The 17,894-nt window shown below is 61.0% G+C and carries 19 protein-coding genes and 1 pseudogene; 8 read left to right on the top strand and 12 right to left on the bottom strand.

All coding sequences use genetic code 11. From position 1 onward, the window contains the following. The first annotated feature begins 73 nt into the window (after positions 1–73). Complete coding sequence (locus tag ACQ4V8_RS08090) at positions 74–1,279, top strand: MFS transporter (RefSeq protein WP_436571208.1); 1,206 nt, start codon at positions 74–76, stop codon at positions 1,277–1,279. Here the strand turns inward: ACQ4V8_RS08090 and ACQ4V8_RS08085 are convergent. From ACQ4V8_RS08085 to ACQ4V8_RS08070, 4 genes are all read right to left on the bottom strand, one after another. Next, positions 1,260–1,955 (bottom strand): Crp/Fnr family transcriptional regulator, encoded by a 696-nt coding sequence (locus tag ACQ4V8_RS08085; RefSeq protein ID WP_010395654.1) that lies wholly within the window; start codon positions 1,953–1,955, stop codon positions 1,260–1,262. The genes ACQ4V8_RS08090 and ACQ4V8_RS08085 overlap by 20 nt on opposite strands. 154 nt (positions 1,956–2,109) lie before the next feature. After that, positions 2,110–2,757: a response regulator gene (locus tag ACQ4V8_RS08080; protein ID WP_010395651.1), complete on the bottom strand. Its 648-nt coding sequence runs from the start codon at positions 2,755–2,757 to the stop codon at positions 2,110–2,112. Between the two features lie 38 nt (positions 2,758–2,795). Continuing rightward, positions 2,796–4,028, bottom strand: coding sequence for a GAF domain-containing sensor histidine kinase (locus tag ACQ4V8_RS08075; RefSeq protein WP_436571207.1), 1,233 nt, complete (start codon positions 4,026–4,028; stop codon positions 2,796–2,798). 67 nt (positions 4,029–4,095) lie between these two features. Then, positions 4,096–4,677, bottom strand: a complete 582-nt coding sequence (locus ACQ4V8_RS08070) for a DJ-1/PfpI family protein (RefSeq protein WP_010395648.1) — start codon at positions 4,675–4,677, stop codon at positions 4,096–4,098. A gap of 299 nt (positions 4,678–4,976) precedes the next feature. Here ACQ4V8_RS08070 and ACQ4V8_RS08065 point away from each other — a divergent pair, with 299 nt between their 5' ends. Next, positions 4,977–5,276 (top strand): antibiotic biosynthesis monooxygenase family protein, encoded by a 300-nt coding sequence (locus tag ACQ4V8_RS08065; protein ID WP_010395645.1) that lies wholly within the window; start codon positions 4,977–4,979, stop codon positions 5,274–5,276. Here the strand turns inward: ACQ4V8_RS08065 and pncB are convergent. Then, the gene (gene pncB / locus ACQ4V8_RS08060) at positions 5,273–6,475 is read right to left on the bottom strand and encodes a nicotinate phosphoribosyltransferase (RefSeq protein WP_010395642.1); all 1,203 of its coding nucleotides are present in this window, start codon (positions 6,473–6,475) and stop codon (positions 5,273–5,275) included. The two genes, ACQ4V8_RS08065 and pncB, sit on opposite strands and share 4 nt — an antisense overlap. A 77-nt stretch (positions 6,476–6,552) precedes the next feature. Next, the gene (locus ACQ4V8_RS08055; protein WP_010395640.1) at positions 6,553–7,428 is read right to left on the bottom strand and encodes a cysteine hydrolase family protein; all 876 of its coding nucleotides are present in this window, start codon (positions 7,426–7,428) and stop codon (positions 6,553–6,555) included. A gap of 71 nt (positions 7,429–7,499) precedes the next feature. On the opposite strand from ACQ4V8_RS08055, the gene ACQ4V8_RS08050 reads away from it, so the two are divergent. Next, the gene (locus ACQ4V8_RS08050; protein ID WP_010395638.1) at positions 7,500–7,739 is read left to right on the top strand and encodes a TIGR02450 family Trp-rich protein; all 240 of its coding nucleotides are present in this window, start codon (positions 7,500–7,502) and stop codon (positions 7,737–7,739) included. On the opposite strand, the gene ACQ4V8_RS08045 is transcribed toward ACQ4V8_RS08050, so the two are convergent. Both ACQ4V8_RS08045 and ACQ4V8_RS08040 read right to left on the bottom strand, forming a co-directional pair. Next, the gene (locus ACQ4V8_RS08045) at positions 7,721–7,975 is read right to left on the bottom strand and encodes a hypothetical protein (RefSeq protein WP_029496223.1); all 255 of its coding nucleotides are present in this window, start codon (positions 7,973–7,975) and stop codon (positions 7,721–7,723) included. The genes ACQ4V8_RS08050 and ACQ4V8_RS08045 overlap by 19 nt on opposite strands. Before the next feature lie 340 nt (positions 7,976–8,315). Continuing rightward, entirely contained in the window at positions 8,316–8,861 is a 546-nt protein-coding gene (locus ACQ4V8_RS08040) for a Cif family virulence factor (protein ID WP_010395635.1), read from the bottom strand. Between the two features lie 403 nt (positions 8,862–9,264). Here ACQ4V8_RS08040 and ACQ4V8_RS08035 point away from each other — a divergent pair, with 403 nt between their 5' ends. Together ACQ4V8_RS08035 and ACQ4V8_RS08030 are read left to right on the top strand one after the other, a co-directional pair. After that, positions 9,265–10,179 (top strand): LysR family transcriptional regulator, encoded by a 915-nt coding sequence (locus ACQ4V8_RS08035; RefSeq protein WP_010395633.1) that lies wholly within the window; start codon positions 9,265–9,267, stop codon positions 10,177–10,179. Between the two features lie 146 nt (positions 10,180–10,325). Beyond that, positions 10,326–10,553, top strand: coding sequence for a hypothetical protein (locus ACQ4V8_RS08030; protein WP_436571254.1), 228 nt, complete (start codon positions 10,326–10,328; stop codon positions 10,551–10,553). Positions 10,554–10,556: 3 nt separating this feature from the next. Here ACQ4V8_RS08030 and ACQ4V8_RS08025 read toward each other — a convergent pair whose 3' ends face one another. Both ACQ4V8_RS08025 and ACQ4V8_RS08020 read right to left on the bottom strand, forming a co-directional pair. Continuing rightward, positions 10,557–10,868, bottom strand: a complete 312-nt coding sequence (locus ACQ4V8_RS08025; protein ID WP_070345623.1) for a MerR family transcriptional regulator — start codon at positions 10,866–10,868, stop codon at positions 10,557–10,559. A 3-nt stretch (positions 10,869–10,871) separates the two neighbouring features. Continuing rightward, entirely contained in the window at positions 10,872–11,792 is a 921-nt protein-coding gene (locus ACQ4V8_RS08020) for a DnaJ C-terminal domain-containing protein (protein WP_010395627.1), read from the bottom strand. Positions 11,793–12,035: 243 nt separating this feature from the next. Between ACQ4V8_RS08020 and ACQ4V8_RS08015 the strand changes: the two are divergent. Next, a pseudogene (locus tag ACQ4V8_RS08015) lies at positions 12,036–12,329 on the top strand (transposase); the annotation flags it as partial. A 68-nt stretch (positions 12,330–12,397) separates the two neighbouring features. Here ACQ4V8_RS08015 and ACQ4V8_RS08010 read toward each other — a convergent pair. Both ACQ4V8_RS08010 and ACQ4V8_RS08005 read right to left on the bottom strand, forming a co-directional pair. Beyond that, positions 12,398–13,741: a GAF domain-containing sensor histidine kinase gene (locus ACQ4V8_RS08010; RefSeq protein ID WP_010395623.1), complete on the bottom strand. Its 1,344-nt coding sequence runs from the start codon at positions 13,739–13,741 to the stop codon at positions 12,398–12,400. Positions 13,742–14,209: 468 nt separating this feature from the next. Further along, positions 14,210–15,211, bottom strand: coding sequence for a beta/gamma crystallin family protein (locus ACQ4V8_RS08005; RefSeq protein ID WP_010395621.1), 1,002 nt, complete (start codon positions 15,209–15,211; stop codon positions 14,210–14,212). Positions 15,212–15,615: 404 nt separating this feature from the next. On the opposite strand from ACQ4V8_RS08005, the gene ACQ4V8_RS08000 reads away from it, so the two are divergent. Together ACQ4V8_RS08000 and ACQ4V8_RS07995 are read left to right on the top strand one after the other, a co-directional pair. After that, on the top strand, positions 15,616–17,010 hold the full coding sequence (locus ACQ4V8_RS08000; protein ID WP_196855314.1) for an MATE family efflux transporter: 1,395 nt from the start codon (positions 15,616–15,618) through the stop codon (positions 17,008–17,010). 18 nt (positions 17,011–17,028) lie between these two features. Beyond that, positions 17,029–17,868, top strand: coding sequence for a PhzF family phenazine biosynthesis protein (locus tag ACQ4V8_RS07995; RefSeq protein ID WP_010395616.1), 840 nt, complete (start codon positions 17,029–17,031; stop codon positions 17,866–17,868). The last annotated feature ends 26 nt before the right edge of the window (positions 17,869–17,894 follow it).

Genomic DNA, 17,894 nt, shown 5'->3' with positions numbered 1-17,894 from the left:
AGTGGTTGCATTTTAAAACTTCCCGGCGTAGACTCCAAGTGGTTTTAATTTAAAACCACTTACCTACCATTCCATGCGCGATACAAACCCTCCCCTGACGACAGCACTTCCCCCCTCCCTCGTCTGGCTGTTTGCCACGGCAGCCGGCCTCAGCGTGGCCAATGTGTATTACGCCCAGCCATTGCTGGCCACCCTGGCGCAGCAATTCGGTATGACGGACGCCGCCAGCGGCATGGTCATCACGGCCACGCAACTGGGCTGCGCGCTGGCCCTGCTGCTGCTGGTGCCCTTGGGCGACATGCTCAACCGACGCCGTTTGACGCTGTTCCAGTTGGGCTTGCTTGCCATCTGCCTGACAGCGCTGGGCTGCGCCCGTTCCACGGCCGCCTTGCTGGGCGGCATGCTGATGGTCGGCTTGCTGGGCACGGCCATGACGCAGGGCTTGATCGCCTACGCGGCCAGTGCGGCGGCCAGCCACGAGCGGGGCCGCGTGGTCGGTGTGGCGCAGGGCGGCGTAGTGATAGGCTTGCTGCTGGCACGCACCCTGTCCGGCGTGGTGGCCGATATGGCAGACTGGCGCGCCGTGTATTTTGTCTCGGCGGCCATCGCTGGCGCCCTGCTGTTGCTGCTGTGGCGCAAGCTGCCGCCAGCGCAGCCATCCCATCAGAAGCTGGCCTACGGTGCCCTGCTCGCCTCCATGCTGGCCATGTTGATGCATAACAAGGTGCTGCGCGTGCGCGGCATGCTGGCCCTGCTGATGTTTGCCGTGTTCAATATCTTCTGGAGTGCCCTGGTGCTGCCCTTGACGGCCCAAGGCTATCGCCATGCGGCCATCGGCGCATTTGGCCTGGTGGGCGTGATCGGCGCGCTGGGCGCGGCGCGTGCCGGGGCGTTGGCCGACAAGGGCCGCGCCCAGTGGACGACGGGCGCAGCCCTGCTATTGATGCTGGCCGCATGGCTGCCGCTCGGCTTTGCCAGTACGGCCCTGTGGCCCTTGATCATCGGCATCATCGCCTTAGATCTGGCAGGACAAGCCATCCACGTGACGAACCAAAGCCTGATCTTCAAGCACGATAGCGACGCGCACAGCCGCCTGGTGGCTTGCTATATGCTGTTTTATGCGGTGGGTAGCGGTGCGGGTGCGATTGCCGCCACCAGCGTGTATGCGCTGGCGGGCTGGCATGGGGTATGCGCGCTCGGTGCGGCGGTCAGCTTGCTCGCCCTGTTGTTCTGGCGGCGGACCTTGCCTACTGAAAGAATTAGTTCAACACCGGCGTGATCGCACCGTGACGGTAGGTCTTCAAGGCATCGGGCTGGATCTGGATCAGCGAACCGCTGACTTTAATCAAATGCAAGTCCGTCAACTGGTGCAGCACGCGCGACAGAGTGGCGGGTGCCAGGTTCAAAAACGACGCCAGCAAACTTTTCTTCAAGTCCAGCTTGACCTCGTTCGAACGCTGCTGGTCCGACGCCTGCAACAGATACTCGACCACGCGCTGGGTGGCGTTCTGCACGGAGCAGCGTTCCACGTTGCGAATAAAACCCATCAGGTGGTGCGACAGGCTATTCATCATCTGGCGCGCGATGCGCGGCGACTGGTCCAGCAGGCGCAGCAGCGCGTGCGGCGGGATGCGCAGCAGCAGGCAGTGCTCAAGCGCTTCGGCGCAGAACGGGTACGGTTCATCGAGGAAAATCATGGCTTCGCCGAAACTCTGGCCCGGACGGATCAGTTCGAGTACCTTGTCGGTACCTTCCATGGAAAACACGCTCAGCTTGACGAGGCCGAAAACCACGACATAAGCACCTTCCGCCACTTCGCCCTTACGGAACAGCACTTTGCCTTTTTCCACTTCGACGCGCACGACATCCTGGCGCAATTGTTCTAATTGCGAAGGGGAAATATGGCGGAACAGAGCCTGGCTCGATAGCAAGCCATCGACGTTGACCTTATGCATGACACTCTCTTATTAGATTAGCGAATGGCTAATAGTGTAATGGGCAGGTAGCGTCAAGGCCATACGTCAAAGGAACTAGGGTTGTCTAGGCCGGAGCGGCATACAGATCAAATAATCGCGCATTGCCTGGGTTTATTTGCGCTTTGCTTGATCTCTATTTACCTAACTCACGCTCGACCGCATACACGGCGATCTGCACCCGGCTGCTGAGCTTAAGCTTCTTGAGGATGTTTTGCACGTGGATTTTCACCGTGCTTTCGGCCACGTCCAGCTGGCGCGCGATTTCCTTGTTACTCTGGCCGCGCGCCAGGCAAGCCATGGCTTCGCGTTCGCGCGGCGTCAATTTGTCATAGTCGGCCTCGGGCGCGTTTTGCCCCGCGCGAAACTGCGACACCAACTTGGCCGTCATGGCATCGGCAATCACGGATTCGCCGGCTGCGGCGCGGCAAATGGCCTGCCCCAGTTGTTCGGCTTCAATATTTTTCAACAAATAGCCGCGTGCGCCTGCGCGCAAGGCCGCGCCCAGGTCGGCCGCGTTTTCGGACACGGTCAACATCAGCACCACCATCTGCGGCAAGTCCTGCAAGATCAGTTGCAGCGCGTCGACGCCGCTCATGCCGGGCATATTCAAGTCCATCAGCACCACATCGGGCAGCAACTCGGCCGTCAGGCGTACGCCGTCGAGCCCGTTCGATGCCTCACCCACCACCTGGAATAGAGGGTTGCGCTGCAGCAGCAGCTTGACGCCGCTGCGCAGCAAGGTATGGTCGTCGACCAGCAGGATTTTGATTGGAGCGTTCACGTATTTGTATCTTTTACCTGGTAGGAATGAATCTTCTGTTACGCGGCCTGGCGCCGGGCGGCCGGCAAGGCCAGCGAGATCGTCGTGCCTCCGCCGGGCGTGCTATCGATGGTAAATTGTGCACCGAGCCGCTCGGCTCTTTCCTGCATGATACGCAAGCCGATCTGCACTTCCGTTTTCCTGTCGCGCACATTGGCGGCAAAACCTTCGCCATCGTCGCGTACTCGCAGCGAAAAATCGCGCCCGTTTTCCACACACAGGGCCACGTTGCTCGCTTGCGCGTGCTTGCGGATATTCGACAGCGCTTCTTGCACGATGAACAGGATCTGCAACTGTTGTTCGGGCGCCAGCGGCGCCCCATTGCCGCGCATATCGAGCGTGCCGGCGACGCCTGTCTGCAACTTGAACTTGGCCAGCACTTCGTTGAGCTTGCTTTCCAGGTCGCTGCCATGCCAGCGCGTGCGGAAATTGACCAGCAATTCACGCACATCCTGATAGCTTTGCTCGACACCCATGCGCATCAGCGGCAGCACTTCGGCCGCTTCGTCGAGCTGGCCCCGGCGCACGGAGTCGTCGAGCATCTGCACTTGCAGGCTGATGAAGTTCAAGCTTTGCGCTATGCTGTCATGCAAGCCTTCGGCCAGCAGGCTGCGTTCGCGCGCTACGGCAAATTCCTTCTCGCGCGCGATCAGGCGCTGGTTCTCGATGGCGATGCCCAGGCTCTGGCCCAGGGTTTCCAGCCAGCCCTGCTGCTGCGCGTGCACGGCTTTCGGACGCGCAAAGTGCAGCGAAAAACTGCCCACCACCTGCTCGCGCGCAAGGATGGGAAAGACGGCGATGGCGATAAAACCTTCATCCTGGCAGCGAAAGCGCTGCAGCGCATCGACCTGGCGGAAATCGCGGATCTGGATCACGCCCTGCGCCACGGCTGCACCGCACAGGCAATCGTTATTGCGGATGCAATGTTCTTCTTCCACCATGCCATCCGAAATACCCTCATGCACGATGATGTGCACGGTATCGTGCTGCGCATCGAGGATGCGCACGGTGCCGCCTTGGGCTTGCGCGAACTGCATCACATGGTGCAGGAAACCGCGGCACAAGGCATCGATGGCGTGCTGGCCTGCCAGCAGGGTGGAAATGTCATGCAGGGTGGCCAGCTGGCGTTCCTGCGCCGTGCTCAGCCCCGATTCGGCTTGCGCCAGGCGGCGCTGGCGCCAGCGCGACGCTGGAAGTTGTTTACGGGAAAATTGACTGCGCGGCGCATGCATGAAAGACTCAAATCGATTTTAGAGAAGAAAAATACCCGGCATGTTGGCAGGCCGGGCAGGTATGACGTTACAAACGGATCTCGGTACCGAGCAGCTTGACGAACTGCGCCAGCCAGGCCGGATGCGCTGGCCAGGCGGGCGCCGTGACGAACTGGCCATCGGTGATGGCGTCCGTAACGGCGATGTCGGCATACGTGCCGCCCGCCAGCTTGACTTCGGGCGCGCAGGCGGGATAGGCGGAAATACGCTTGCCGCGGATGACATCGGCGGCGGCCAGCAATTGCGCGCCGTGGCAGACAGCCGCGACGGGCTTGCCCGCGTCGGCGAAATGGCGCACGGCGGCGATGACTTTCTCGTTCAGGCGCAGGTATTCGGGGGCGCGGCCACCGGCGATCATCACGGCGTCATAGTCGGCCGGGTCGATCTCGTCGAAGCTGGCGTTCAAGGTGAACAAATGACCGGGCTTTTCCGTGTAAGTCTGGTCGCCCTCGAAATCGTGAATCGCCGTCTTGATCGTCTGGCCGCTTTGCTTGCCGGGACACACGGCATGCACGGTATGGCCCAGCATCAGCAGGGCCTGGAACGGCACCATCGTTTCATAATCTTCTGCAAAATCGCCGGTCAAAAACAGAATTTTCTTCGCCGCCATGTAGTTCTCCTATAAAAGATAGACCCCGCAAGATAGACCCCGTATGCCTGCAGCATGCACCGCAAGGCGTATCTTAGCGCGACTTGGCAGCCATACCGGATATTTCAAGCAAGCTTTGCGCCTTGATCGCGGATTTTATCGCTTGAAGCGGAATTTTTTACAGGCTCGCAGGTGAAACCTGGCCGATGTACCGCCTGTTACGCCTCGTCGTCGCAGGCGCTGCAAGCGCTGACGCCCTCCCACGCATGCGCAAAATTATGGCAAGATCAAGTTTCTTTCATTCCACAGTGGAACTTGCCATGATTTTTGAAATTGCCCACATCCAGATCAAACCGGCCACGCATGGCGCTTTCGAGGCGGCCGTCGCCAAAGCCGTGCCCCTGTTCCAGCGCGCGCGCGGCTGCGAATCGATGCGCCTGGAGCGCTCGATCGAAAATGGCGATGCGTATCGCCTGGTCGTTGGCTGGGCCACGCTGGAAGACCATACCGTGCATTTCCGTGGCAGCGACGACTTCCAAGCCTGGCGCGGTCTCGTCGGCGAATTCTTCGCCGCCCCGCCCCAGGTCGAGCACATGGACACGGTGCTCGCAGGCTTCTAGCGCGGCACTTCGACGGCAGGATGGTGAAACACCTGGCGCAAGTAAGCGAGGAAAGTTTCATCCTTGCACAGGGTCTTGCCCGGAGAATCCGACAATTTCGCCACCGACTGGCCATTGCAGCGCACCAGTTTCATGACGATGTTGAGCGGCGTCAAACCGACGTCGTTGGTCAGATTGGTGCCGATGCCAAAGCCCGTCATGATGCGGTCGGCAAAGTGCCGGTACAGGGCGAAGGCCTTGTCCAGGTCCAGGCCGTCGGAAAACACGAGGCGCTTGGTATTGGCGTCGATGCGCAGGGCCGCGTAGTGGGCCAAGGCTTTCTCGCCCCAAACGACAGGATCGCCCGAATCATGGCGCAAGCCGTCGAACAGCTTGGCGAAATACAGGTCAAAGTCGGCCAGGAAGGCGTCCATGCCCACCACGTCCGTCAGGGCAATACCCAGGTCGCCGCGGTATTCCTGCACCCAGTCTTCCAGTGCCGCCTTTTGAAAATCGCGCAGGCGCACGCCGAAGGACTGGAATGACTGCATATATTCATGCGCCATGGTGCCTATCGGCACGACGCCCAGCTTTTTCGCCAGGTACACATTCGACGTGCCTTTAAAATATTCGGGCACTTCCTGCGCCAGGCACTGCACCACTTCGTCGTGCCAGGCACCGGAAAAACGCCGGCGCACGCCGAAATCGGAAAATTCAAACGGATGCTTGCGCCGCGGCAACTTGCCGAATTCCTTCACGGCCGCCACTTTCAAGCCCAGGCGGTGACGCCCTTCGCGCATGGCCGCATCGAGGTCGAAGCGGCGGAAATACAGTTCGTTGACGATGTACAGCACGAAAATTTCGAAGCCCATCACATGAACTTGCGGTCCGGCCGCGTGCACCAGCAAGGTGTCGCCATCGGTGCTGACTTCGATGAATTTTCTCTGGAAGCGAAACACCGTCAAAAAATCGACGAAGTCACTCTTCATGAAGCGCAAGGTGCGCAAATAGGCCAGTTCGTCGTCGGCAAACGACATCGAGCACAGGTGGTCGAGCTGCTCTTCCAGCTCGACCTTCAGTTCAGCCAAGGGGAAGGCGGTCGCGCTGCGGCAAACAAATTCGTATTCGGTATGGGTGTTCGGATGACCGTGCAGCAATGCTTGCCACATTGTAAATTTATACAGATCGGTTTCCAGCAAACTGCGCACTATCGGGGTCATGTGTGTGTTCTCCAACTTCCTGAAGCCAGAATAGTACGCCACCGCAAGCATTTCAGCAGCGCAAATTGGACACTGGCTCAGGCAGCCGGTTGCTCCAGCGCGTTGGCCAACAATTCGGGCAAGACCTCGGCGGACGTGGCAAGGCGCGCACCGCGCGCCTGCATGGCGGCCAGGAAATCGCACTGCTGCGCAGCGAAGCCCGTCACGGGGCTCATGCAATCGGTCAGCAGCACCAGCCGCGCCAACGCCTGCGGGCCCTGCTGCGCCTGCAGATAGTCGGCGATGTCTTCCGTGCTCGCTTTCACGCAGTGGCTGCCCGCTTCGCCGGTGATATAAATCTGCTGCGCCGGCAGCAGCGTGGCGAGGAAATCGAGGTTGCGCTGGGTCGCCGCATCCTGCGCATCGGGCACTTCTGCCATGACGGCCGAATAATGCTCGGTCCAGGGATTGGCCCCCTTGCTCAACTTGGCAACGACCTGCAACTGCTGCACTTCCCAGGCATTGTAGGCGGCGCGCACGGCCGCATGGACATTCTGCCCCCAGCTGCCAATCTCGCAATGCACGGGCCACACCATCAATTGATAGCGCCCCGCTTGCTGCAAGGCATCAAGGTAGGCCAGCGCGCGCGGCAAGGCGCCGCTGGCGGCCGGCAAGAACAGGCCGTCGCGCACCTGCTGCGCGCTGATCTGCGTAAACGGCGCGACGGCAGCGCCCTCGCCCGTGCGCCAGAAGGCGGGGTGGGCGATATCGTAGCGGTGGTGGGCGTCGAGCGTCACGCTAATCTGCGTCAAGCCGCCGCCGCCTTCACGAATCAGCTGCGCCACGCGCAACATGTCGGCGTGGGCCCCTGGCACGGCCAGCGCAGGTGCGCCATCCGGCGGCAGCCAGGTGGCGGGCAAGTCGCAAAAATCGTTTTGCGGGTCGATGACAAGCAGGTGCAGCTGGCGTTTCATGGCGGTCCTCGTGCGTGGCGGAGTTTGCATCATAATGGCAACATCGCCATCGTGCCAAACCAGGAGCCGCCATGAACATTCTCAATCACAATAACGTGCGTCCGAATAAATTACTCAACAGCAAATGGACGGCAGTCACGCCAGCGAACAAGGAAAAACACTTCCTCGTCGTCAAGCTATGCGCAACGGCCACACCGGATGAACCGGTCACGCATGTGGAATTGGAAGCGGTACATTCCGGCCGCGTGCAAATGCTGCCATGGCGCGCGCTGCAAGATGCGACGCTATGGCATCAGGGGTGGAAGACATAACGGCGCTGGCGCTGCTCGACCAGCTTGACAGCCGCCTCGCGCGCTTGCGCCACGGCGTCCGCCGCCGTGGCAAACGGGTGATCGGCCGACACGCGGCGCTTGCGCAGCAGATTCAAGCGATGCATGGGGTTGGACGAGGGGGCATAGATGGCGACGTACGCGCCCCATAGCTTGCAGCCCTGCAAGCGCTCTGCCGTGTAATTCACCTCATAAAAATCAACATACTTTATCGGCACGATGTACGCTCCAAAAATGACATGGCCGGACAGCTTGTCTCCACGGACTGGCGCGGTGAGGGTAAAACCATGCACGCGCGATCGCTCAGGCTATTCAACTCAGCTCTCTTTTTGATCGCGCGGCACAGAAAAAAGGATGCATGACTAAGGCATCTTCATGCATGACGACACGAGTCGGGCCGAGCCGGACTACGCATGCCACACTTATCAGACTATCTACGTGTGCAGACTGAAAGTATAGACGATGCAAAAGAATTATTAGTCGCAAACCGCGTACTGAACGCAGGTGGCAGGCTAACATCTGCACGCTGCCGTGCGACTGACACGCCATGGCAGGCACCTATTTTTCTGCCTCGGCTGCGGGATGCATGGACCAGACGGCACTGAGGATTTTCCATTCGCCGTCGCGCTTGACCATCTGCCACGCTTCCACGCCATAGTTCGACAATTTGTCGCCGACCAGAAATGCATAGTCGAAGTTGACCCACGCCACATGGCGGTCCTGGGTGATCTTGACGTTATAGAATTTTTCTTCCGTGCGCTGCGGTTCGCGCTTGATAAAGTTGGCGAAACCGACATAGCCGGCCGCCTGGACGCCATCGAAATGCACATCCGTCGTGTCGCGCATTTTCTTGATAAAACCGTCATCGGCCGGCGCGGCGAACAAAATGTTCGTATGCAGCATCAGCGACGATAGCAATTTGATATCCTTGGCGAGCAGCGCCGCCTGGAAGTCGGCGACGACTTTTTCGATGGCACGGATATCTTCGGGCGTGGAAGCATGACGCCCCACATAGGGCGGCGCCACCGGCGCAGTCTGCGCCTGCGCCGCGCCGGCCGCCAACAGGGAACATCCGAACAGTACTGCGCTTGCCAACTTGTGCATGGAAAACTTTCATGGCGAACCGTTCGCCGGGCTGGCACGGGGGCGTGCCGTCGACAAGCTTATGTCAAGCATAGCAAATTAGCAATCCACTTGAAGATCGAGTGCAGGCGGCCAGCAATTCATCGACCAAGGCATCGGACAACTGCACGGCCGCAGCCGCCTGCGCTGCGCTGCCAGTTTCGCCGCGAATTCGCCACACAATTGGCGCAACAGGTAGGCGCTGTTGCGCACGCGGCTAATGATGTGTCAGACCCTGCTCGTGAATTGCTCCTGTGGAAATGGGGTGGGCTTGGGCCATGTTGCAGCCCTTGCAGCCCTTGCAAACAGCATAGTTCGGGTCTACCATCGATGAAACCGTGTAAATGCCAATGTTTAGCATCGAATTTTTAGATATGGAGCCAGCATGAGAGAACCGGGCCAACCTTCGCTCGACCAGTTGCGCGTGTTCGTCGCCGTCATCGACGCGGGCGGCTTCGCGCACGCGGCGCGCCAATTGCACCGCACGCAGTCGGTGATCAGCTACACCATCGCCAACCTGGAAGAACAACTGAATGTGGTGCTGCTCGACCGCGCCAAGCGCAAGCCCACCCTGACGGACGCGGGCAAGGCGCTGCTGGCCGATGCGCGCGCCGTGGCCCTGAAGGTCGATGGCATGCGCGCGCGCGCCAAGGCGCTGGCCGGCGGACTGGAGGCGGAAGTGTCGGTAGTGGTCGACGTGATGTTCCCCACCTGCGTGCTGGTGCGCGTCCTGGAAGCCTTCCAGGCGCAGTTCCCCACCGTTGCCCTGCGCCTGCGCATCGAAGCCATGGGCGCCGTAGCGCAACTGGTGATGGATGGCAGCTGCCACATCGGCCTCGGTGGCTCGATGACGACCACGGCCGGCGTCTTCGAGCGCCTGGCCGTCGGCCATGTGCGCCTCATTCCCGTGGCCGCACCCAGCCACGCGCTGGCGCAACTGGCGCAGCCGATCGCCTCCAACGTGGTGCGCGAACACGTGCAACTGGTGCTCAGCGACCGCAGCGACCTGACGCAGGGCCAGGATTTCGGCGTGCTGGGATTGCGCAACTGGCGCCTGGGCGACCTCGGTTCCAAGCACGCCTTGCTGCGCGCAGGACTGGGCTGGGGCAATATGCCCGAAGCGATGGTACGCGACGACCTGCAGGCCGGGCGCCTGGTGCATTTGACGCTGGCCGTCGACAAGGGCGAAAATTATCCGATCTACCTGATCCAGCGCGCCGATACGCCGTCCGGCCAGGCAGGCAAGTGGTTGACAGAGCGCTTTGCGGAGCAACTGCCGTTGCTGGTGCAGGGGTTTTAGAAGCGCGCGCGGACAGGTATCATGCCTCAGCAAGCCCCAAACAACTGCTGGGGTCAGTCCCTGCGGGATCGCAACCCGTCCCATTGGGACGGGTTGCCCCGACGGGTCTGCCCCCTATTTCAGACACAACCTTGAAGAGAACCACCATGGCCGGCATCGACGACTTCGTCAACAAACAAAAACCTGGCGCGCGCTTCGTCATCACGGCGCAGATGCTGCGCATGACGCCGCAGCAGTTCGACAGCGTGGCGCAGGACTGGATGGAAGACGGCGGCCCCGGCTTCGACGTGGCCGGCATCCCGCACCGTGTCGTCGTTGATGGACAATTTTATATTGCCAGGCTCACCGTGACACGCCACGGCGAGCCCGCATAAGGGCTACTCGACGCCGAGCACGTACAGGCGGCGGCGCAGGCGCGCCACTTCTTCCGACAAATCGACCACCAGCGCGGCCATTTCGGCGTTTGCGTCGAACACGGATTCGATTTCGTGCAGGCGCCGTGCGCGCACCAGATCCAGGCTGGTGAACCGCCAGGCCGTCAGATGCTCTGCTGGCTGGCCATTTTGCAGCAGCACGCCGGTCTGCACATGCTGCACCACCCAGTCCGGTTCCACGGCGCAGGCGCGCGCCAGTTCTTCCAGGCTCAGGGCACGATCTTCGAGCAGTTCGCCAATTATCTTGTTTGCCATGATTTACCCTCCCAGCTTCTGGCGTGGATTGAAAGCCATCTCGCGTGCCATGGTTGCATACAGTGCGCGCGCCTTGTCATCGTTCGCCGGCGGCAGCACCACTTCGAGCAGCAAATACAGGTCGCCCGGCTGGGCGGCGGGAATGCCGCGCCCCTTCAGGCGCAACTTGCGCCCCGTCTGTGAATTGGGCGGCACGCTGACGGCCACCGTGCCCGATGGCGTGGGCACGGCGATTTCGCCGCCCAGCGCCGCCTCCCAAGGCGTGACAGGCACCGTCTCGAACACATCGCGCCCTTCCACCTTGTAGCGCGCATCGGGCTGGAAGCGGATTTCCAGATACAGGTCGCCGGCGGGTGCACCGCCGCTGCCCGGACTCCCCTGCCCCTTCATGCGCAACTGCTGGCCCTCCGTGACGCCTTTCGGCAGCGTCACTTCCAGGGTGCGCTCGCGCGTAACCACCTGGCCTTGCGCGTCAGCTTCAGGCACGCGCATGACGATGTGGCGCTTGGCGCCGTGATAACTGTCGTGCAAATCGATGCTGATGGCGGCGTGGCTGTCCTCGCCCGGCATCTGGAAACTGCCACCGGCGCGGCGACGCCCGCCCACGTGGGCAAACAGGTCGGCAAAGAAGTCGCTGTCGTCGGCGCCCGCAGATTCGTAGCCCGAGCCCCAGCCCGGCGGCGGCCGGAACGGCTGCCCTTGGGCGCCCTGGTGACGCCCGAGTTCATCATAGGCGACGCGCTTTTCCGCATCCCCCAGCACACCGTAAGCCTCATTCAGGGCCTTGGTGCGCTTGTCGGCGTCCACTTCCTTGCTCACGTCGGGGTGGTATTTGCGTACCAACTTGCGGTACGCCTTCTTGATCTCGGCCTCGGTAGCGTTCTTCTCGACGCCGAGCTCCTTGTAATAGTCCTTGTATTCCACCGTGCTTGCTCCCCATGGTTGAAGTGCCTGTGGGAAGGGTACACGAATTGGCCAGGCCACAGCGCGCGCGCAATACAACAGGCTATACAACAGGCTATACAACAGCACCCGCAAAACATCGCTCAAGCGGGCGCTGCAAGGAATAAGCAAAACACCTAGGGAAACGCTGATTTATTCGTCTCCCCCTTCCCGTCAGGGCCGCGAGCGGGCACGATTGCGCCACGTTCAGCGCCGACATGGCGCATGCCAAAGTCCCTCTCTGGTCTCGAATACGCCGCCAAGAAAAGCGCACGCGGCAAGACCGATTCCTGGCTGAGATCGATAGCGTGACGCGTTGCTTGAGTTTCACAAGCGGTCGAACCGTTCTATCCCAAAGTCGAGGATGCGAGTCGGCCGCCGATCGGCTTGGCACGCCTGCAGCGCGTGTTTGTGAGCCTGCTATGCTTCGGTTTATCCGACGAAGGCATTGCGGATGCGATTTACGACAGCCAGGCCATTGGCGCCGTCGTCGGCATCGACGCGGGCCGCGAGTCGTCGAAAGCGCCCCTATATTCCAGGCAAATCCGTGACCTTGCATGTGGCCATGAAGAAAAATGCTACCGCCACTAGTATGCGCTGTCCGGTATCGTCACGGAGAAGCAGCTACCAACTCCCGGGGTGCTGACCAGCACTATCGTCCCTCGCATGGCGGTACTGACCAGGTTGTATGTAGTATACAAGCCAAGGCCGCTGCCGCCCTGACCTAGTTGCGTCGTGAAGAACGGATCGAATACACGGCTTTGGTCAGCTGCCGATATGCCAACGCCATCGTCGCTCACTGTCAATTCGATGCAGCGTGCATCCGTCATGCGGGCAGCGACCGTGACATTGCCCGGGGCGCGACCAACGAATGCGTGACGTGCAGCATTTTCCAACAATTCGGCAAGCACATCGGCAAAAGCGCCGAGATAGCCGGTCATCGAAAGGTCTTCGTTGACGGTGTTGACGAGACGCAAACCTGGCACGGCGGCGGCCACAGTCTCGACAGTATGACGCAGCTTGAAGTGGCTCGGCGTCATATCCGTCGGATCCACGGAAATCCGTTTGAAGCTCGCTACCAGCTGCGACGCCCGCTCCAGGTTACGCGTCAGCAGGAAGGTGCCGTCATGCATCGCTTCACAAAAGCTGCTTAGGTCAGTACGCGTCAGGCCCGTCGCCATCTTGTCGCGAAAAGCCGATGCCTGATCTTGGATTGTGCTGGCCACCAGCATGCTGTTACCGATAGGCGTGCCAAGCTCGTGCGCCACGCCGGCCACCAGCGCACCCAGGGCCGCATTCTTGGCCGATTTCAACAGCTCGGATTGCATCGCTGTCAGCGTGGCAAGTGCCAGATTGAGTTTTTCATTTGACCGCTGCAGTTGCTCGGCATCGCTGTGTTGGCGGGCAATGGCGGCGGTCAGCTCGATATTACTTCGCTTAAGCTGCTCTTGCTGCTCTATGAGCCTTTGCTGCTGCTCCATTAACTCTAAATCGCGCTCGATACTCTTTTTTATTTCCCACATCAGCTCGACGTACTTTTCATGGTAGCTACGAGTTTTGTTATCGAGGACGCAAATAGTGCCGAACACGTTCTGGTTCGGCGCAAGCAAAGGTACGCCTAGATACGAAATCATGTCCAACGCGACGTCGGGATTGTCCTTCCAGTCAATATCGTCTAACGCATTAGGCACGTACAACAAGGCGCGAGTTTCCATCACCGTCTCACAATAGAGGCCCGTATTAAGCACGGCCATCTCGTTGGCGTGGTATGGATTGCCTACCCTTTGGGCGGCCACCAGCACTTCAATCTGCCCCGGCCGCACCCGCATGATCAGGCCAGCTGGCACCTCAAATACTTCGGCCATGACATCGACGGTATGCTGCCATTTATCCAGCACGTATTCGGGAATCGTGGACGCCGGATCAAGCATGCGATAGTCCTTTCGTATTGGGGCAACGGCTCGCCAGGCAAGGTAGAGTATTGACGTTCCCTACCAGACAAGTCCAGAGTTGACGGTACAACATAACCATTCCCGCTGCAAGCCATCGCACCTCACGGATAGACAGTCCGCTTACAACTCCATGATACTCGGCGATAGCTAAGGAAGCACTGATTTATTCGCCCCCCGTTCACGTCGGTGCCGCGTCCTGTGACGATTACGCTACGTTCATCGCCCGACACCGCCCCTGCAAAAGTCCTTTCTGGTGCTCGCCGGCAGGCGCTTTACCGTCACCGAAACCCGAAGAGCGTCTTGATCGGCGAAAGGCGCCCGATGGGGCGTCAAATCGGTTCAAATTGCTGTCGTAGCGCGCCAAAAATCGATCAACGTTGCTGGCGTTGGCGTCCGACTGCACAGTTACCGATTACCGACTAAGAAAGCGAATTGACCAGCGGCTCCCTAGCGCACGCGGCGCAGCGAGGAAATCTGGTTTTCCATGCTGTTCAAGTGGCCGTATTGGCCTGGCCCAATCACTTCACAGCGACCACGGAAGTTCGAATCGCTGCACACTTCCCATTGGCCTTCGTTGACGACGATGGACGAGGCCCAGTCGTTGAAGTTGTAGCGCACCAGATCTTCCGCATCGCGGTCCAGCGCCAGCGGTTCGCCGCGCATGCCCGCTCCGGGGAACAGCAGGACGGCACCACGCTGCTGGTATTGCGGCTGCTGATACTGCGGATATTGTGGCTGCTGGTACTGCGGATATTGTGGCTGCTGGTAAGGCTGATCATACTGCTGCTGGCGCCGCACTTCGCGCTCGTCGAGCATGCGCGCCGACGAGACGCGCCCATCAAGGCCGCGTCCCAGGTCGTCGTGGCGGCCGGGCCCGAAGATGCGGCACACACCGTTATAGTTCGCGTCGCTGCACAGCTGCCAGTAGCCGTTGTGGATGACGATGCTGGTGGTGCGGTCGTTGAAACCAATGCTGACAAAATCGTCCGTATCGCGATTCAGCCGCGCCGAGCCACCATTCTGGCCGGCGCCCGAATACACTTCCAGGCTGCCGCCGCGGCCATAACCGCCATTGCCATGATCAGGATCGCGCCCCGGCCGGCCCGGATTGTAGCCATCGCCACGAGCCGACTCGCGCACCGAACTGATGGCATCGTTCATGCCCGGCATCGCGCTGTATTCGCCTGGTCCCAGGGTCTTGCATCTGCCGCGGAAGCCGGAATCGGTACACACATCCCAGGTGCCCGAACGCACAAGAATGCTCGACACCTTGTCATTGAAACCAAAACGCGACAGATCGTCCGTCGTCTCGCGCAGGCTCACGGCGCGGCCGCGAAACTCAGAATGTTCGAACAAGGTGATATCGCCCGCATGGGCGGCCGCATGCGCCCCCAGCGAGAGCAGCAAGGTCGTAGCGCATGCCAACGCGTGTTTCAAAGGGCCCGTCATGATTAACTCCATTGTGCATTCTTGGATGATGATGATCCTGGCCGTTGCGCCAGGCTGCTAGTGTAACAAATACGAGGCCATGGAAAAGCGCAAGAACACCGCGCCGGCGCAGGCCTTGTCGTCTGCACGGCGTCAAACTTCATCCAGCGACAAGTGATCTCCATAACAACGACTGTCAGTGTAGTCGTGCGTAGAAAAAACGGTGTAACAAAGTATCTGAAAAGCACAATATATTGTTACCAAAAGCAATCACTGACGGCACCAAGCATGTGATTGCCATGCGCCTTGATCAACGCACAGAATCAACACACATGCGTCAGCGCGCTCCTGGGTACCAAGGGCACTGCGGCGGACAAGCACGGCGAATGCCGGTAGAATCCCGCGTTTAGCCACGTTTGCAGCCGATGCCACACACTACCTCGCTCACCCTGTCCGCCGTCCGTACTGAAGTTTCTTTACTGTGGAAGCTGGCCTGGCCCATCCTGATCGGCCAGCTAGCCACCGTCGGCATGGGCGCGGCCGACGTGGCGATGACGGGCCATACGAATCCCGAGGAATTGGCGGCCGTGTCGCTGGGCGCGGCCATCTGGTCCATCGTGCTGGTCACCGTGAGCGGCGTCATGATGGCAATCAATACCTTGGTGGCGCACGAAATCGGCGCCGCACGCCACGACCAAGTGCCGCACATCGTGCGCCAGTCGCTGTGGAAGGGGCTGCTCGTGGGCCTGGTGGCTTGCCTGCTGACGAACATGGCGGCACTGGTGTTCGACCACCTGATGCTCGAAGCAAACGTGGCGGCCAAGGCCAAGCTGTTCGTGCACATCATCAGCTGCGCGCTGCCGCCGTTCGCCGCCTATCGCGCGCTGTACGGCTACAGCACCAGCATCAACCAGACCAAGCCCGTGATGCTCATCGCGCTGGCCGCGCTGGGTCTGAACATCCTCATCAACTACCTGCTGATTTATGGCCACTGGGGCATGCCGAAGATGGGCGGCGTGGGCTGCGCCGTGGCCACCACCTGCTGCGTGTGGATGATGCTGTTGGCCATGCTGGCCTGGATCAGGATCGCCCCCGCCTACCACGCCACGTATCCGTTCACGCACTGGGAGTGGCCGCAACTGTCGTCCATCGGCCCCATGCTGCGCCTGGGCCTGCCCATCGGCGTGACCTACTTTGCCGAAGCGAGCGCCTTTGGCGTCATCAGCCTGCTGGTGGCGCGCTTCGGCGTGATCCAGGTGTCGGCGCACCAGATCGCCCTCAATTTCTCGTCCGTCGTCTTCATGGTGCCGCTCACGTTTGGCATCGCGCTAGTCACGCGCGTGGGCCACGCCGTGGGCGAAGCCAATTTGCGCCGCGCCCGCTTCATTTCGTGGGTGGGCGTGGCCATGTCGCTGACGGCGGCCATCGTCTCGGCCACCCTCATCACCATCTTCCGCCACCAGATCGCGCAAGCCTACACGTCCGATCCGCAGGTGCAAGCGCTGTGCGCGCAACTGCTGCTGTTTGCGGCCCTGTTCCAGCTGTCCGACGCCACGCAGGTGGCCACTTCCTGTGCCATCCGCGGCTACAGGGTGACGCGCCAGCCAATGCTGATCCAGCTGCTGGCCTTCTGGGGCTTCTCGCTACCCATCGGCTACGTACTGGGACTGGCACCGCAAGGCTTCCCCTGGTCGCCAGGCGAACCGATGGCCGCCGCCGGTTTCTGGATAGGCCTGGTCACGGGCCTGACAGTGGCTGCCATCCTGCTAAGCTGGTATTTAAACCGTTTGTCGCTGCAGCGCCTGCGCGCGGCCCGATAATCCAACGAGGAAACCACCATGCCGCAACAACGCCCCTTCAAGCAAGTCGATGTCTTCAGCACGGTGCCTTTCTCGGGCAATCCGCTGGCCGTAGTGCTCGATGCGAATGGCCTCGATGACGCGCAGATGCAGGCGATCGCACGCTGGACCGGCCTGTCGGAAACCACCTTCGTGCTGGCGCCGCTTAATCCCGCCGCCGATTACCGCGTGCGGATTTTTTCGCCGGAGATGGAATTCCCGTTCGCCGGCCACCCGACCCTGGGCACGGCGCATGCCCTGCTCGATGCGGGCATGCGGCCCAAGGGTGCGCGCATCGTACAGGAATGCGGCGTCGGCCTGGTGCAGATAGAACGCGGCGCCGGTGGCATGCTGGCGTTCCAGGCGCCGCCCTGCACCGCGCGCGCGCTCGCCCCCGCGCTGCTGCCGCTGCTGCAAACAGCGCTGGGCGGCGCGGCGGCCGCTGGCGGCACCATCGTCGACATGGGCATCCGCTGGCTGTGCGTGCCGCTGCAAAGCGCCGCGACCTGCCTGGCTGTCCATGCCGACATCGCGGCACTGACGACATTACTGGCCGCGTCAATGGCTGACGGACTTGCCCTCTACGGCGCGCACGGCGCCGACGGACCGGCCGATTACGAAGTGCGCGCGCTGCTCAGCGAGCACGGTGCGCTGGTCGAGGACCCTGTCACGGGCAGCGCCAACGCCTGCATCGCGCACCTGCTGGCAGGCGCCGACTACCGCGTACGCCAGGGCACCTGCCTGCAGCGCGACGGCCGCGTGTCCGTCAATTTCCGCGATGACCACGCCTGGATAGGTGGCGCCTGCCTGACCGTGATAGCAGGTACGATATTGGCCTGAACTAGGGAAAGCGCCATGGAATGGGC

The sequence above is a fragment of the Janthinobacterium paucivorans genome (assembly GCF_051380805.1).
Taxonomy (GTDB): Bacteria; Pseudomonadota; Gammaproteobacteria; order Burkholderiales; family Burkholderiaceae_D; genus Janthinobacterium; species Janthinobacterium lividum_D.
The sequence above is the reverse complement of the archived record's forward strand: the minus strand, read 5'-3'. Positions and strand labels throughout refer to the sequence as shown.